The organism is Polynucleobacter sp. AP-RePozz3-80-G7 (assembly GCF_018882145.1).
GTDB lineage: Bacteria > Pseudomonadota > Gammaproteobacteria > Burkholderiales > Burkholderiaceae > Polynucleobacter.
In genome coordinates, this window is the sequence record NZ_JACVPC010000003.1 from 254,553 (window position 1) to 271,028 (window position 16,476).

Below are 16,476 nucleotides of genomic sequence, written 5' to 3' on the forward strand. Positions count from 1 at the left end.
GGTTGAAGATTGGCAATACATGATTAGTTACTTACACACGCTTCCCAATATAGTCATTGGCCTTGGTTTTATGTGTGTTGGATTATTGTTATCTACAGTAATTCCTTCCTACATTCGCTGGAAATACAAACTGAATCCTGGGGAGCATCTTGCTAAGGGCGCCGAAGAGGGCTTTAAATTATTTACCTCTATTACTTTGTTATTGATTGCTTTTTCATTGGTGCGTGTACAAGGTGATCATCGTAATGTTGAAGATCTAGTTTCACGCGAAGCTGCGCTAATGTTTAAATTAAACCGCTCTTTAGCGGCTTTTGGCGGCGCGAATGCCGCAGAGCTCCAAGGCGATTTAAAAAGTTATGCAAATGCCGTTGTAGATGATGAATGGCCATTAATGGCAAAAAACGAACGAAGTGAGGAGGCTTCTAACGATCTGACTGATTTGACGCAGGGCATTCGACTCTTAGATCCTAGAAACCCAGTACAGCAGATGGCTAGAGCGGAAATCGTCACGACCTTAAATCAACTATCTGATGTTCGCGAGGCTCGTTTATCATCCGCCCGTTTAAAGTTGCCCCCGTACTTAAGAGATGCCCTAGCTATTTCAGTTATTTTGCTCATTCTATTTGGTTGGCTGCAAAATCCGTTGCCAAAAATGGTTGCGTATGTCGGAGGGGTGACTATTGGAGTCGCGGTTCTGTTTACATTAGTCATTGCCCTGGAAGGATTGTTTGTTGGTGAAAGCCAAGTCACTCCTGAAGCTATCACTCATATACTGCCGTCATTGGGCGCCTAACTATGTCCATTAAGTCTGTTGATTCAACTGATTTGCAATTCATTCAACTACGTGGGTCAACTACAGTCATGAAGTTGATGCAGAGGATTGGTATGCGCTATATGGATGCAAACCCCAATGTGCATTTGCCTCTAGTTGGCGGCAATACTGCGGTAGGTTATAAGTCCGCATTAGATGGTACCTCTCAGATTGGGATGGCTTCTGGACAGATGCCGGCAAATATTGAGGTTTGGGCTCACAAACATAAACTTCAGATTGAGGAGGTGACGATTGCTACTGATGGTATTGCGACCATTGTCAATCCGGCTAACCCAATTAATAACCTTACGCTTGAGCAGTTACATGACATATTTACGGGAAGCATCACTTCCTGGAATTCATTGGGTAAATACTCTGGACCAATCAATGTCGTAAGTCATGACCCTCAGTTGGGAACATACGAGCAATGGAAGAGGCAGGTTGCTGGTAAAGAGCATATTACTTTGAGAGCAAAGGTAGTAACAAGCTTAAGTAGTTTGATGCAGGCCATTACCTCAGACCCTTATTCGATTGGGTATGTGGGCACGACTTTTTTGAATAGGGAAAAAGTAAAACCGTTATCTATAAACGGTGTTTTACCGACCTATTTCACCATCAAAGATCGTCAGTATCCAATTCGCAATAACTTGCAGCTCCTGATCAACCCGTCAGCTGGAAAAGAAGTTAAAGACTTTGTTGCTTATTGTTTAGATGCAAAAGCGGGGCAAGCCATCATCAGAGAGATGGGCCTGGTTCCGGTGGCGAGCGAGCAATGATGGAACGCCGCCAATTTCTTCGCAATATCGGCATTGTTGCCGGCATCGGTGGTGCAGCACTGGCTGGTTTGGCTGTATATCCTTACGTGATCGCAAGAGCTCAAAAAGAGCTCATGATTTCTGGATCTGTTGCGGTATCTCGTTTTGTTGCTTTATTGTCCGCGCCATTTGTCGAAAAAAATCCCCATGTTAAGGTAGCAATTGAAGGGGGCGGCTCTTTAGCGGGCTTGACCGCACTAGATAACGGCGGCATTGATTTGGCGATGATGTCTAGAGATCTAAGTTTTGAAGAATTTAACCTTGATCTGCAAAGCCATCTGATTGGAATCGAAGGCGTAGCCATCGTGACTCATCCTGGCTTGAGTATTAAAAGTATTTCTATTGAGCAGTTAAGCGATATCTTTGAGGGCATCATTAGCAACTGGAAGCAATTAGGCGGGCCCAATGAAAAGATTCATGTATATGGCCGCAATGAAGGTTCAACTACCCGCGCATTTATTGAAGATGTTGTTTTAAGGGGCGCTAAATTCACTCGCGATATTAAGGTCTTTGATAGTGCCGCTGGAATGTCAGATGCCATTACAGATGATTCTTTTGGTATTGGATATCTAACCAATAAAAATCTCAGCGATAAAGTAAAAGCAGTTCCTATAAATGATGTTGAGATTAGCGATAAAACACTTTTACTGAAACTATATCCGCTAAGTAGGGATATGTTTTTGGTAACTAAAAATTCGGGTAGTGCGATTGCTAAAGATTTTGTGAAATTTAGTTTGAGCACTCAAGGGCAGGATATTTTTGTCAAGCATGGCCTAACCCAGGTATCACGATAGGTATTTAAGTTCATGGCAGATACATCAAACGAAGTTGAAGAGCTATTATTTAAAGGCTTGGATTGGCTCAGAAGTAAGCACCATATACGCAAGGGTCTGGCGCTTATTGTTATCATTCTTCTGCTCGGGTTGGCTGGTAAATTTGCATATGAGCTTTACCCTCGTCATTATGAGTTGACCATTAGCGGTGGGGGTATGCTTACCAAAAGTCACCACCTAGCTAAAGTTTTGCAAGAAGAGGCTTCTCGCAGAAATGTCACCCTGACTATCGCCCCCACAGCCGGTTCATTTCAGGCCCTCAATGATTTAAACGATGGGACTCTAGATCTTGCCTTTGTTCAGGGCGGTATTGATGCAGTGGGTTACGAGAATGTACGCCAGGTTGCATCGATTGCCCCACAGTTGATTCAGTTTCTGGTGAGGGGTGAAGTTAAAACCATTCACGACATCCGTGGCAAGACAGTGAATTTAGGTGAAAAAAATGGTGGCCCCAGCGTGGTCTCCAATCAGATCCTCCGTTTTTCAGGTTTAGTTCCTGAGGTCGATTACGCTGAGACTAACTTTAGTGATGAGCAGTTGCTGTCTATGAAGGCTGATAAGCTTCCTGATGTGATTGTTCAGGTTTCTTATGCACCATCCGCTACAGTCGACTTTCTGGTGCAAAAACGGGGGTACCAGCTCTTAGAGATGTCATTCCCACCATCATTAGCTATGCGCATGGGCTGGGTAGCTGACGCTAAGATTTTGGCTTATATGTATCAAATTTCGCCACCTGTTCCGGCTAAAGATATTCAAGTGGTAGGCGTCAATCTCAATCTTTTGGCAAATAAAGATGTAGATTCATATGCCATTGCAGCTCTACTGCCTGTTTTATACAGCCCACAGATTGCCTCGCGTTTTAACTTTCCAATTTCAGAAGACAAAATGCTTACGCCATCGGGGTTTCCGATTTCCGATGGAACAGAGGTCTACATTGCTAGCAAACAACCATTTATTACTGCTCAAACGCTCGATCAGATTAAGGGAATCTTTGGCCTGGTGATGTCGTTGTTATCAATTGCTTTGGTGGTGTTTAAGTGGTTTAAAGCTCCCGAAGATGTAGGGGAAGCCAGTTTGAAAGATGATGAATCCGAGAATGATTCCGAGACGCCAAACCCTATCAATACAATTGCGACAAATATCTCTCAATTAGAATAGCGACTTTGACTTTAGGTTGCGCTTTTATCGTTGTGGCATTTCCATCATTATGAATTTATCTAAAATCCTCCTTTGCTTTTGTTTAGCTATTGCCTCTCTATCTAGCTGGGCTGTAGATGTTCTGGAATTTAATTGCAAGCGCACAGAAAAAGGCTACACCGAAGAGTATGAGATGAAAATGACTCTTGCTTCGGGCGCCCAAAAGGCCAAGATCTTTTTAGATGATCGTGACCTAGATCAGTCAGATATGTATGGAACACAAGTCGTCAGGAGCATTACCTTGGCGCGACCCAATATTTTGATATTGATAGAGGCAAATTTTCAGCCTGAAGAAATTATGGGAGTTTCGTATCCTGCAGGCAATGTCATCACTAATATTACGCTTGACCCAGTAACCGGCAAGTTCAAGAAGGTCGAGAAAATACAGGGTGGTATCTTGGGTGCAACTATAGGAAACGGCACCCACACTAGTGAAGAGACTTGTTTTCCCTCGAAAGCGCCATACAGGGCTAAGTAACGCTTAGTTCGGCTCTGTCACAAATCCGAGTTTTGTTAAGCCAGCGCGGCGCGATGCAGCCAACACCTGCGCAACATATTCATACTTCACGGATTTGTCAGCTCGCAGATTAATTTCTGGTTGAGGATCTTTCTGGGCGGCTTTTTCAGCATAGCCATCAAAGGTCTTTAAATCGATCGGAGTACTATTCCAAAAGATTTGACCATTAGCATCGATTGAAAGCTGCACTGACTCAGGTTTTACTTCGTTGCGTACGCTATTGGCCTTAGGAAGTTCTACCTTCACTGCCTGCTGAATCACCGGTAGTGTGATGATGAAAATAATCAACAACACCAACATGATGTCCACCATCGGCGTCATATTGATTTCCGACATGATGTTATCGTCATTTTGGTCGTCTTGGATATGAAAAGACATGACTATTCTCCGGAGTTAACGCGGGCACCAGTAACGAAGTAGGCTAATAGATCATTGCCAAAGCGATTGAGGTCAGCAATAAATAATTTATTGGCGCGATTAATGGCGTTAAAGCTCAATACGGCAGGGATGGCAACCGCAAGACCAAGTGCAGTCATGATGAGCGCTTCGCCAATGGGGCCAGCCACTTGATCCAGTTGCGCGCTTCCTGAGCTGCTGATGGCAATCAGGGCATGATAGATGCCCCAAACAGTGCCAAACAAACCAATAAATGGAGCGATTGCGCCAGTAGATCCTAAAAAGGTCAAGCCCTTCTGCAATCCCGCTGCAATGCTGTCAACGCTGTTCTTAAGGCTTCTTGCCATCCACTCAGAATAGTTCAGTGTTTGCAGTAATTCACGGTGGTTGGTCGATTGACTTTGATGATGCGCGGATGCTTTAGTCGCAGACTTGGCAATTTGATAGTAAGGATTGGCAGCATGATTGCTAAATGCTTGTAAGCCTTGATCAAATGAAGTGGCACGCCAGAATTGCTCAAGTTCAGGCTTGAGTTTGCGTAGATTACGTAAATCCCAAAGTCGAGTGAGCAAAATGACCCAAGTCACAATAGAGCAGATGAGCAGGGCAATTGCTACAAATCGTGTAATCGCATCGCCTTCAAGCCAGAGATTTGCAATGCCAAATGGTGTATTCATATTGATTAATTCTTGAGATTAAATTTGATTAAAAGATTAGTGGAAATTCTTTGGGGCGAACCATTTACTAAAAAAGGTTTAAAGCGATAACGTTTGCCAATATCAGTTGCAGCGCGATCAAGCCTAGGAAAAGTGCTTGATTGCAGCAATGCCACATCTTCTACGTTACCAGTTTCATCGATGATCAACCGCACTACAACTGCACCTTGTTCGCCAGAGCGTTTAGAGAACGAAGGATAGTAAGCGTCAGCATCAGGCTGATAAACCACAACTAGTTTACCAATGTCGGTCTGAATCGGCGTGCCGCTAGCACCCCCACTGGTCGCAGGGGCAACAGCAGCGTTTTGGGTCTGCGATTGAGATGGCGACTGAGACTCAGACTTATTCTGTGCTTGGTTTTGCTGTGGCGTCTGCTGTGCTTGAGTCGGACTGGGTTTATCCGAAGACTTCTCTTTTGGTTTTTCTTTAACTACTTTTTTCTGCTCTTTAGTCTTTGGCGGAGCAGCGGCTGGTGGCTGTTGGGCTGTGGATGCCTCCGGGCTCACCAAATTTGCCATGACGCGCTCATCATCCATTTGCGGCGGGCGCTGACTAAAGTGCAAAAACTCAAGTGCAGGCAGGGCGTGTAATAAAACTACAATGCCAATAATGATGCGTTCTGTTTTATTGAACGGTAGAAAGACATCTAATTTATTGAGAAAGGTGCTCATTTCATTTCACCCAAGATGCGTGCTTCAACTGCATGAGAAGTTAAGTCAGCAGACATTAAATCTTGCGCCATCATTAATAGCGATTCTTCATTTTTACTGCTCAGGAATAGTACCGCTCCATGCTGCACGGTAGGAATCACCTCTTGCAGATTCTCAAGCTGCCTTTTGAGTTGTCTAACTACAGCATCACTGGTGTCAATCAGCGTAATGGATTCACCAAGGAGCTTACGAATCGCTTTTCTTAAAAAAGGGTAGTGCGTGCAGCCTAGCACCAAGGTATCTGCACCTGCATCTTGAATGGGCTCAAGATGTTTAGCCAACAACTCTAAGGTTTCTTCGCTATCCGCATTGCCAGACTCGATTAAAGGAACCAGTCCTGCGCCAGCTTGTCTAATGAACTGACAATCATTTGGAAGGGTATTTAATAATGCATTGAACTTATCGCTCCTAAGAGTCGCCTCAGTAGCGAGGACACCCACAATATTGTTTTGCGATTGCATGGCTGCTGGCTTAATGCCTGGCTCAACACCAATAATAGGAATAGAAAGCGTTTCCCGAATTTGCTTTATCGCTTCAGCAGTTGCAGTATTGCAAGCAACTACGATAGCGTCGCATGCTTTACTGGCTAGATAGCCGCAAAGGGTGAGGCTGCGTTTGGCAATCCAGTCGCTCGATTTTTCGCCGTAAGGCGCGTTGGCTGAGTCAGCAAGATAAATATAGTCATGCTGGGGCAGCTGACGCAGAGCCTCATCCAATACGGATAAGCCTCCAACGCCAGAATCAAATACCCCTATGAGTGCCAAAGTTGACCGTGCTTACTCTGTAATGAAGTTGTTAGGGTGTTAAGCAATCTTGACTGGAATGCCAGCAATCTTCGCTTGCCATTCGCGTGGACCTTCGTTGTGCATAGAGATGCCCTCTGAATTCACCGCAACGGTTACTGGCATGTCTTTGACATCGAACTCGTAAATCGCTTCCATACCCAAATCAGCAAAGCCAACTACTTTAGAAGTTTGAATGGCCTTGGACACTAAGTAGGCAGCGCCACCAACAGCCATTAAATAGGCTGACTTATGTTTCTTGATAGCCTCAATCGCTTCAGGTCCACGCTCAGCTTTACCAATCATGGAGATCAAGCCAGTTTTGGCAAGCATCATCTCAGTAAATTTATCCATACGAGTTGCGGTAGTGGGGCCTGCTGGGCCAACTGCCTCCTCACGTACTGGATCCACTGGGCCAACGTAATAGATTACGCGGTTTTTAAAGCTCACTGGCAATTCTTCACCTTTAGCGAGCATGTCTTGAATGCGCTTATGAGCGGCGTCACGACCAGTCAAAATCTTGCCGTTCAGTAATAGTGTTTCGCCTAGTTTCCAACCAGCCACTTCTTCAGCAGTGAGGGTGTCTAAATTCACGCGCTTGGATTTTTGAACATCTGGTGTCCAGGTGACATCTGGCCAATCTGAGAGTGAAGGTGCTTCGAGTTTTGCAGGGCCATCGCCATGTAAATGGAAATGAATATGACGAGTCGCCGCGCAATTCGGAATCATGGCTACTGGCAATGAAGCAGCATGCGTTGGGTAATCCAAGATCTTGATATCGAGCACAGTGGCTAAACCACCAAGGCCTTGAGCACCGATGCCAAGTTTGTTTACTTTTTCATAGAGCTCAAGTCGTAGTTCATCAACGCGATTTTGAGGTCCACGCTCAATGAGCTCTTGAATATCAACAGGACCCATCAAGGCTTCTTTGGCCATGAGCATGGCTTTTTCTGGTGTGCCGCCAATACCAATGCCGAGGATGCCAGGAGGGCACCAGCCTGCGCCCATGGTAGGCACGGTCTTCAGAACCCAATCCACGATTGAATCTGAAGGATTTAGCATGACCATCTTGGCTTTATTTTCTGAGCCACCACCCTTAGCCGCGCAAATGACTTCAACATCATCGCCCGGGACGATTTCGTAATGGATCACGGCAGGAGTGTTATCGCCAGTATTTTTGCGTTTGCCTGCTGGATCCGTTAGAACGGATGCGCGCAACATATTGTCGGGATTAAGGTAAGCGCGACGCACACCCTCATTCACCATATCGGTGACGCTCATCGTTGCATCAGGCCATTGAACATTCATGCCAATCTTGAGGAAGACTACGGCAATACCAGTGTCTTGGCACATGGGTCGATGACCTTCGGCGCACATGCGGCTATTAGTCAAAATTTGAGCAATCGCATCTTTGGCACCGTGACCCTGTTCCAATTCATAAGCCTTGCCCATGGCGGTAATAAAGTCCTTGGGATGGTAGTAGGAAATGAATTGAAATGCGTCCGCAACGCTTTGAATCAGGTCGTTTTGTTTGATATTGGTCATGGTTATCTGCTTATTTCCACATTATTAGTAAGGTTTGCCCTATTTTAAGGGTTTGCCATAGAGCAAATCCCAAGTGTTTTCACTTATCTTCTAAGGTCTTGAGACTCTAAATATGCCATTTTGCGACATTTTCTCGCATTTGTTGTTGATTTTAGATTATTGATTATTAGATAGAGGGCTGTGAAGCATGGAACCATTAAAGCAAGAAAACCGCGTTTTTAACCCACCTGCAGACTTTGTAAAGAGTGCGGCAATTCCAGGTATGGAGGCTTATAACAAGCTCTGTGCTGAAGCCAATTCAGATTACGACGGTTTCTGGGGTCGCCTTGCTAAAGAGAACCTCTATTGGAAAAAGCCATTTACAAAGGTTTTAGATGAATCCAAGGCGCCTTTCTACAAATGGTTTGAAGATGGAACTACCAATGCTTCATACAATTGTTTAGATCGTCAAGTTGAAGCCGGCCTAGGTGATAAGACTGCCATCATTTTTGAAGCAGATGACGGTAGTGTTACTAAAGTAACTTACAAAGAGATGCTTGAGCGCGTTTGCAAAATGGCAAATGCACTGCGCAAGATGGGCGTTAAGTCCGGTGACAGTGTCATCATTTATATGGCAATGACCATCGAAGGTATTGTTGCTATGCAGGCGTGTGCGCGTATCGGCGCAATTCACTCTGTAGTGTTTGGTGGTTTCTCTGCCCAAGCATTGCGTGACCGCATTATGGACGTGGGTGCCGTTGCAGTGATTACTGCTGATGGCCAGTTCCGCGGTGGCAAAGCATTGCCACTCAAAGCAATCTGTGACGAAGCTCTTTCAACTGGCGAGTGCCCTAAGGTTAAGCATGTAATAGTTAGTAAACGCACTGGTACTGATGTCACCATGCAAGCAGGGCGTGACGTGTGGATGCAAGAAATCGTAGCAAACGAAGCTACTACTTGCGAGCCAGAGTGGGTAAGCGCTGAACATCCGTTGTTCATTCTTTACACATCCGGTTCAACCGGTAAGCCAAAGGGTGTACAACATTCAACAGGCGGCTACCTCTTGTGGGCCATTCTCACAATGAAGTGGACCTTTGATATCAAGCCAAACGATGTGTTCTGGTGTACTGCCGACATTGGTTGGGTGACGGGTCACTCTTATATTACTTATGGCCCACTCGCAGTTGGCGCTACTGAGATCGTATTTGAAGGTGTACCAACTTATCCAAATGCTGGCCGTTTCTGGGACATGATCCAAAAACACAAAGCATCCATTTTCTACACAGCACCAACTGCCATTCGTTCATTGATTAAAGCGTCGAGCAACGATGAAGCAGTGCATCCAAAGAGCTACGATTTGTCATCACTGCGCCTCCTAGGTTCTGTAGGTGAGCCAATCAATCCAGAAGCATGGATGTGGTACTACGAGCATGTTGGTAACTCAAAGTGCCCGATTGCCGATACGTTCTGGCAAACAGAAACTGGCGGTCACATGATTTCACCATTGCCAGGCGCAACCCCAATGATTCCGGGTTCATGCACATTGCCATTGCCAGGTATTCAGGCGGCGATTGTGGATGAGGCTGGTGTAGACGTTCCTAACGGTCAAGGCGGTATCTTGGTTGTGAAACGTCCATGGCCTTCCATGATTCGTACGATTTGGAATGATGCAGATCGTTTCGTGAAATCTTATTTCCCAGAAGAGTTGGGCGGTACTTTGTATCTTGCTGGTGACGGTGCAATCCGTAACAAAGATACTGGCTACTTCACCATTACTGGTCGTATCGATGACGTGTTGAACGTTTCTGGTCACCGCATGGGAACCATGGAGATTGAATCTTGCTTAGTGGCTAACCCATTGGTTGCTGAAGCAGCAGTTGTGGGTCGTCCTGACGAGCTGACTGGTGAAGCCATTTGCGTCTTCGTCGTTCTGAAGGGTGGTCGCCCAACTGGTGATGAAGCCAAGAAGCTTGCAACTGAGCTGCGTAACTGGGTAGGTAAAGAGATTGGCCCGATTGCTAAGCCTAAGGACGTTCGTTTCGGTGATAACTTGCCTAAGACCCGTTCTGGCAAGATCATGCGCCGTCTCTTACGCGTGATTGCTAAAGGCGAAGAGGTGACTCAAGACACCTCCACCCTGGAAAATCCACACATCTTGGATCAGCTCAAAGAGTCTCTCTAAGCAGCCAAATCAGGATTTAGACCAAATCCTTTCGGCAATCGTATAATCATCGGTTCCGGAAGGGTGGATGAGCGGTTTAAGTCACACGCCTGGAAAGCGTGCGTAGGTTAATAGCCTACCGCGGGTTCGAATCCCGCCTCTTCCGCCAAGTATCAAGAAAACCACCTTCGGGTGGTTTTTTCTTTGGAACTTACCGTAATATCTTGCTAATTAAGATTTAAAAATAAAACCAATTAAATGATGGAGAAAACATGATCTTTGCAATTTTGTTGATGGATAAGCCTGGTACTGCTGACTTGCGTGTACAAATTCGACCAGAGCATCGCGCTTACTTGGCGCAACTTTCTGACCGCATGGCTTTTGCTGGACCGATGACTTCTGATGACGGTAAGACTACAGTTGGTAGCTTGCTCGCAATCGACTTTCCTAGCAGGGCAGATGTGGAAGCTTGGTTAAAGGATGAGCCCTATACCAAGGCAGGTGTTTATGAAAAGCCCATCATTAATGTATTTAATAATATGTGGGAGCAAAAAGCAGGCTTTCCGCCAGCGTAAGACGCTTGATCTCGAGAGAATTAAAAAAGCCGCTTGTCAGCGGCTTTTGATTTATTTGGGCGTCAAAGCTTATAGAGGCTTTATTTGCAACTTCTTAAATTTAATGACGCCACCAGCAGATTGCAGGGCAATAGGGCCTTCAGAATATTTGCTATCTTGGCCATTCGCCACTGTGACTACACCATTCATCATGACCTTAAAGTTGGAGCCATTTGCAATAATCTCCATGGTGTTCCAGCGTCCACCAGCCTTAGGTACTGGGTCAACTTTGGCAACATCCACAATAGCGCCGGTTGCATACGCTTGTTCAGGACGGGTATCCCAAATATTAATTTCATAACAAGTGGATTGACTCACCTTGTTAGGGTCTTGGCAGCGAATGAAAATACCGCTATTCGTACTAGGCTCGGCATAAAACTCTGCTTTGATGATAAAGTTTTTGTAAGTCTTAGCGCTAACTAAAAAACCATTGGGTTTATTGCCTTCGACAATACCGTTACCAATGACCCAGTTGGCGCTTCCAATAATGTTCCATCCACTCAAGCTCACGCCGTCAATCAGATCAGTAAACCCGTCTGAACTTTGGGCGTTAGCAACACTACCGATCGATAGGGCGGCAAGGCATGCAATAGATAAGGCCAGTTTTTTGATGAATATTTTCATGGGTCTCCTGAGGGGGTATATTTATTATTCTGCGTTCATTTTCATTGTTGCTGATATCGCCCTATAAAGACAAGTAGATGCTTTCCCTCACAAACTCCCAAATAAAGCGATGGTCTTTGCGTTTGGCGGGACTTTTTATTCTGATGGCGGCCTTATTTTGGTTGGGAAGCCATTTGTTGCTGCCTGGGTTGATTAAAAAGTCCCTAACTGAATATGGCAAGAAGATTGGCTATGAGATCTCCTATCAACACCTCAGTCTTTCTCCATTGCGGCTAAGGGTGGAGCTTGATGGCCTTCACTTGGCAAAAGAGGGTGGTTCTAAATTACTGGAATTTAAAAAGCTGGCAATTACCCTCAAGTGGACAAAGTTGGTTATAGGAGAGCTGGGCTTTGATGAGGTTTTGCTGGAAGAACCTAAGGTGTTGGTCGAGAAGAATCTACCTAAGGGCATGCACGCAGGGTCCTGGAATTGGCAGGAATTGATTGCCGCCGTTGAAAAGGCGATACCCCCTTCAGATCCCAAAGAATTCAAGAAGCCTCTCAAAATATCGATCGATGAAATTATCGTCAGTTCAGCTTCTTTAAGTTTGGTGGATGATTCGAGCAAATTAAAAGAATCACTCAACCCGTTTACGATGAGGTTGCTTGATGTAGCCAATTACGATAAGAATGGTTTGGTAACCGGGGTCCGTGGTCAATACGACTTTAATCTTGGTGCCTTGCAGTTCTTCATACCTGGAATCAATAAAACTATTGCGTATCGCCATGTTGCTATTACAGGTGGATTGGATAATCCTCAGCCAGGTAACTTAGGCGCGCAGCTCAACTTGAGGTTGGATGAGGGTGAGATACGATCACACTGGGATTTCAATACCGGCTCGAAGTCAGTTAATGGCAAGTTAGAAATTCACAGTCTTGCAACCTCGCCAATCGTCGCTCTATTGCCGGCTAATAAAGAGCTCATCGGTACCAGTGGCTTGATGAACGCCGATCTAACTGTGAAAATAGGCGGTGAGACTGATTCAGTTGCGGGCGATATTCATATTTCAGACTTAGCAATACTGGAGAAGGGTCAAAAAAATCCTCTGATTGTTTGGAAGATGGCAGATATTCATCAATTTGAATATCAATCCGTTAAGTCAAAACAAGGTTTCAAAAATAGTCTCGCGATAGATGAGTTGGCCATTGATGCGCCAACCCTGCAATTTGAAATTAATGAAGAAGGCTTCTCAAACTTTAGAAGGTTATTTGCTAAGCCAATAATAGAATTAAAGTCCGAGCCTGTAGCTGGGTCTAAGGTAAGCACTCTCTCCACATTCAATTTAGATATTCGATCCACTCTTCTGAAGAATGGCGAAGTGTACTTTTCAGATATGGCGATGCGTCCTAATTTCAAGGTGGATGTGAAGAGGTTCAATGCCACTCTTTTGGGGGTTAGCAATACTCCTGGTCGATTTGCCACTGTGGCGATGGATGGTATTGTTGCTGGCTCGGGAGGTTTGCGAGTAAAGGGTCAAGCATCATTTGATGATCCACGACGCAATCATGACATCTTGATGAGTTTTAGAAACCTTCCGCTGACCGCCTTCAATCCAGCAGTGATGACATTCGCAGGCTATCAAATTGCTAGCGGCCGACTCAACCTCAATCTCAATTACAAAGCCAAAGATGGCGAACTTAATGGAAGCAACCAGATCATCATTAAGAAGGTGGTGCTGGGTGATGAGGTGCCGGACTTTACTGGCAAAAAATTACCGCTAGGCTTAGCAATTGCTTTATTAGAAGACTCTGATGACACGATTGACGTAACGGTTCGCATCGCAGGCAATGTCGACTCCCCAGAATTTAGTGCCAGTGGTTTGGTTTGGCAGGCCATTAGTAATGTTCTAACAAACGTAGCAACAGCACCATTTAGAGCTCTTGCATCTATTTTAGGAATGGGTGGCGAAGAGGGTGTTAATGCTGTGCCTGGAGAAGCAGTCTTCCTGGTTGCTGATCAAGATCGCCTGGAAAAATTTGGCGAGTATTTGGTGAAGCGCCCGAACTCGAGCTTAGAGATCATTGGTACTTATGATCCTGTGCTGGATAAGAAAGAGCTTGCAAGAGCTAAGGCAGATAGCGCCATTTTGCAAGATGCCGGATTTAAGTTGGCACCTGGCGAACCAGTGCCCACTCCATCATTTACAGACCCGAAAGTACAGTCAGGCCTGAAGGCGGCATATGCCCAATACATAGGGCGCATCAAGCTTGGTCAACGTCTTTTGACTCTTCCAGATGGCGAGAAGCGCACTGAGCAACTGCATGAGGAGTTGATTTCTGGGATAGAGATCACTGATGTCGAGCTTCAGGAATTGGCAAAAAGTAGGGCGAAGACGGCCTACGGCTTCATGGTTAAGGCTGATCCAAGCCTAAAGGACCGTGTTCAGCTGGGAGATGTGAAGACTGTAGAGGTAGGAAAAGAGGGTATACCTCTCGATGTTGAGATCAGAATCAAGTAGACTTGAGGCCATGAATTCAACAAAATTGCGCATTATTTCTGTCGCCTCATTGATTGCTAGCCTTGGCCTAGTGGGTTGCGGCTCCATTGAATCAGCAGCCCAGGACGACTGTACTTCGATTGGCTGGCAAATTGGTAGTAAGGGTTACCAAGATTGCTACAAGGATAGGCTCTATGAGCGTAAGTTGGACTACTCCCTGCCTCCTGGTGACCAGCCTTCACCATCCCTCCTTTAGTAGGGTAAACCCTTTATATAAGTCCTTGAGCGCCGTCAAGGACTTAGGGGTATAAATAACCCAAAATAATGCGTTATTTTGCGTAATCATAACTAGCCAAGTATTTGGATTGGCAAGGTTTTTTTGATGGGCAAAGTGTGACAACGCTCTGCATTGGTGCTGAGCACAAAATAGCAATAAATAGAAAATTAGAGACTACGAACTATGAATCATCCAAAGCCTTCTGGAGAAGTCAAAGCAGTTGCCGTTGCAACCGCAGATGATTTGAGGGAAACCATTCGCCGAAAGAGCAAATTGAAAGGACGTCAAGCAGACGATGTTTCCGTTGCTGAAGTTCGCCAGCTCATTGGTAATGCGCCACATCGTCGTGATCTATTAATTGAAAATCTTCACAAGCTTAATGATGAGTATCGCGCTTTGCATGATCGTCATTTAGTCGCGCTTGCTAAGGAAATGAATCTGCCGATGGCAGAAGTATATGAAGTAGCTACTTTCTATCATCACTTTGAAGTAGTGCGTGGAAACGATCCGGTAGCAGACATCCTTATTCGCGTTTGTGATGGTATTGCCTGTGAATTGGCGGGGGCACAAAATCTATTGGCCAAGTTGCCAAGTATCTTAGGTAATCCAAATATCAAAGTCGCCGCAGCTCCTTGCGTGGGACGTTGCGAGCAAGCCCCAGTAGCAGTAGTTCATCAATATCCAGTTCTGTTTGCAACGACAGACAAAGTACAGGCTGCTGTTAATAACAAGCTGACCACTCAGCCAATGGCTAAAGACGATGCCGTCTTTGATCCTGCTGCTTTGGCGGAGCAGGGCGTTTCTCCTCAGGGTGAGATGCAGGCTGTTTCTCCTGACTATGTTGGTTACGAGTCTTATCGTGCTCAAGGCGGTTACGCTTTAGCTAAAGAAATTTTCGAAGGCAAGAAAGACGCTGAAAGCATCATCAAGGCAATGGAAAGCTCTGGCTTACGTGGCTTAGGTGGTGCAGGATTCCCGGCGGGTCGCAAATGGCGCATTGTTAAAGATCAAGTAGCACCTAAATTGATGGCAGTGAACATCGACGAAGGTGAGCCAGGAACATTTAAAGATCGCACTTATTTAGAGCGCGACCCACATCGCTTCCTGGAAGGTCTGTTAATTGCAGCCAGCGTGGTTGGAATTGAAGCTTGTTATATCTATTTGCGTGATGAGTACCACGGCTGCCGTGAGTTGCTTGAAGCTGAATTAGCAAAACTCAAAGCTAATCCGCCATTTAAATTACCGAATATTGAATTGCGTCGTGGTGCTGGTGCCTACATCTGCGGTGAAGAATCCGCCATGATTGAGAGTATTGAAGGTAAACGTGGTGAGCCACGGATGCGCCCTCCATATATTGCACAAGTCGGTTTGTTTGGACGACCAACGCTCGAGCACAACTTTGAGACGCTGTACTGGGTGCGCGATATCGTTCAGCGTGGGCCTGAGTGGTTTAGTTCATTCGGTCGCCATGATCGCAAAGGCTTGCGTAGCTTTAGCGTGAGCGGGCGCGTGAACAAACCTGGTGTGAAGTTAGCCCCAGCAGGCATCACGATTCAAGAATTGATTGATGAGTACTGTGGTGGCATGCAAGATGGCCACAAGTTCTACGGCTATTTGCCTGGTGGCGCATCGGGCGGTATTTTGCCGGCGACCATGAATGACATCCCGCTCGACTTTGATACTTTGCAACCTTATGGATGCTTTATTGGTTCTGCTGCAGTCATGGTGTTTAGCGACAAAGACAAAGCGCGCGATATGGCATTGAACGTGATGCATTTCTTTGAACATGAGAGCTGCGGTCAATGTACACCTTGCCGTGTTGGCACAGGTAAAGCAGCCAAGTTGATGCAAGCCAAGTCATGGGATCAAGAAACCTTAGAGGACTTAGCCACCGTGATGGTTGATGCTTCTATTTGTGGTCTTGGCCAAGCGGCACCAAACCCTATTCGTTGTATTCATAAATATTTCCCTGAAGAAGTTGCATAAGGAAGTCACTTAAATAATATTCAGGGAGTAACGAGA

16 protein-coding genes and 1 tRNA gene are annotated in these 16,476 nt (G+C 45.6%); 11 read left to right on the forward strand and 6 right to left on the reverse strand.

The annotated features are described in order from the left end of the window. The first annotated feature begins 19 nt into the window (after positions 1-19). From ICE90_RS08385 to ICE90_RS08405, 5 genes are read left to right on the forward strand one after another with little or no spacing between them, the layout of a single operon-like run. Entirely contained in the window at positions 20-793 is a 774-nt protein-coding gene (locus ICE90_RS08385) for a DUF4239 domain-containing protein (protein WP_215320016.1), read from the forward strand. A gap of 2 nt (positions 794-795) precedes the next feature. Beyond that, the gene (locus ICE90_RS08390; RefSeq protein ID WP_215320014.1) at positions 796-1,587 is read left to right on the forward strand and encodes a phosphate ABC transporter substrate-binding protein; all 792 of its coding nucleotides are present in this window, start codon (positions 796-798) and stop codon (positions 1,585-1,587) included. After that, complete coding sequence (locus ICE90_RS08395) at positions 1,587-2,420, forward strand: phosphate ABC transporter substrate-binding protein (RefSeq protein WP_216191954.1); 834 nt, start codon at positions 1,587-1,589, stop codon at positions 2,418-2,420. The genes ICE90_RS08390 and ICE90_RS08395 overlap by 1 nt, the downstream gene beginning before the upstream one ends. 12 nt (positions 2,421-2,432) lie before the next feature. After that, entirely contained in the window at positions 2,433-3,617 is a 1,185-nt protein-coding gene (locus ICE90_RS08400; RefSeq protein WP_216191956.1) for a TAXI family TRAP transporter solute-binding subunit, read from the forward strand. 49 nt (positions 3,618-3,666) lie between these two features. Further along, positions 3,667-4,134, forward strand: a complete 468-nt coding sequence (locus ICE90_RS08405) for a hypothetical protein (RefSeq protein ID WP_251368442.1) — start codon at positions 3,667-3,669, stop codon at positions 4,132-4,134. Between the two features lie 3 nt (positions 4,135-4,137). On the opposite strand, the gene ICE90_RS08410 is transcribed toward ICE90_RS08405, so the two are convergent. Genes ICE90_RS08410 through ICE90_RS08430 form a run of 5 tightly spaced genes read right to left on the reverse strand, consistent with a single transcriptional unit; the run spans position 4,138 to position 8,322 of the window. Next, the gene (locus tag ICE90_RS08410) at positions 4,138-4,551 is read right to left on the reverse strand and encodes a biopolymer transporter ExbD (RefSeq protein ID WP_216154985.1); all 414 of its coding nucleotides are present in this window, start codon (positions 4,549-4,551) and stop codon (positions 4,138-4,140) included. Positions 4,552-4,553: 2 nt separating this feature from the next. Continuing rightward, positions 4,554-5,246 carry a MotA/TolQ/ExbB proton channel family protein gene (locus ICE90_RS08415; protein WP_216191958.1) on the reverse strand — a complete coding sequence of 231 codons (693 nt, stop codon included), beginning with the start codon at positions 5,244-5,246 and terminating at the stop codon, positions 4,554-4,556. A gap of 5 nt (positions 5,247-5,251) precedes the next feature. Further along, on the reverse strand, positions 5,252-5,956 hold the full coding sequence (locus tag ICE90_RS08420; RefSeq protein WP_216191960.1) for an energy transducer TonB: 705 nt from the start codon (positions 5,954-5,956) through the stop codon (positions 5,252-5,254). Continuing rightward, positions 5,953-6,759 carry a glutamate racemase gene (murI, locus tag ICE90_RS08425; RefSeq protein WP_216191962.1) on the reverse strand — a complete coding sequence of 269 codons (807 nt, stop codon included), beginning with the start codon at positions 6,757-6,759 and terminating at the stop codon, positions 5,953-5,955. The genes ICE90_RS08420 and murI overlap by 4 nt, the downstream gene beginning before the upstream one ends. Before the next feature lie 39 nt (positions 6,760-6,798). Then, positions 6,799-8,322, reverse strand: coding sequence for a fumarate hydratase (locus tag ICE90_RS08430; protein ID WP_216191964.1), 1,524 nt, complete (start codon positions 8,320-8,322; stop codon positions 6,799-6,801). A gap of 187 nt (positions 8,323-8,509) precedes the next feature. Between ICE90_RS08430 and acs the strand changes: the two genes are divergently transcribed. From acs to ICE90_RS08445, 3 genes are all read left to right on the forward strand, one after another. After that, a complete protein-coding gene (gene acs / locus ICE90_RS08435; protein ID WP_216191966.1) occupies positions 8,510-10,483 on the forward strand; it encodes an acetate--CoA ligase in 1,974 nt (657 codons plus the stop codon). Between the two features lie 57 nt (positions 10,484-10,540). After that, a tRNA-Ser gene (locus ICE90_RS08440) sits at positions 10,541-10,631 on the forward strand. A 103-nt stretch (positions 10,632-10,734) separates the two neighbouring features. Next, a complete protein-coding gene (locus ICE90_RS08445) occupies positions 10,735-11,037 on the forward strand; it encodes a YciI family protein (protein WP_216191969.1) in 303 nt (100 codons plus the stop codon). Between the two features lie 69 nt (positions 11,038-11,106). On the opposite strand, the gene ICE90_RS08450 is transcribed toward ICE90_RS08445, so the two are convergent. Further along, positions 11,107-11,700, reverse strand: coding sequence for a DUF1080 domain-containing protein (locus ICE90_RS08450; RefSeq protein WP_216191972.1), 594 nt, complete (start codon positions 11,698-11,700; stop codon positions 11,107-11,109). Positions 11,701-11,777: 77 nt separating this feature from the next. Here ICE90_RS08450 and ICE90_RS08455 point away from each other — a divergent pair, with 77 nt between their 5' ends. From ICE90_RS08455 to ICE90_RS08465, 3 genes are all read left to right on the forward strand, one after another. Then, the gene (locus ICE90_RS08455; protein WP_216191974.1) at positions 11,778-14,198 is read left to right on the forward strand and encodes a DUF748 domain-containing protein; all 2,421 of its coding nucleotides are present in this window, start codon (positions 11,778-11,780) and stop codon (positions 14,196-14,198) included. 10 nt (positions 14,199-14,208) lie between these two features. Continuing rightward, a complete protein-coding gene (locus ICE90_RS08460; protein WP_215319989.1) occupies positions 14,209-14,433 on the forward strand; it encodes a hypothetical protein in 225 nt (74 codons plus the stop codon). A gap of 204 nt (positions 14,434-14,637) precedes the next feature. Further along, on the forward strand, positions 14,638-16,440 hold the full coding sequence (locus tag ICE90_RS08465; protein WP_216191976.1) for an NAD(P)H-dependent oxidoreductase subunit E: 1,803 nt from the start codon (positions 14,638-14,640) through the stop codon (positions 16,438-16,440). Positions 16,441-16,476: the final 36 nt, after the last annotated feature.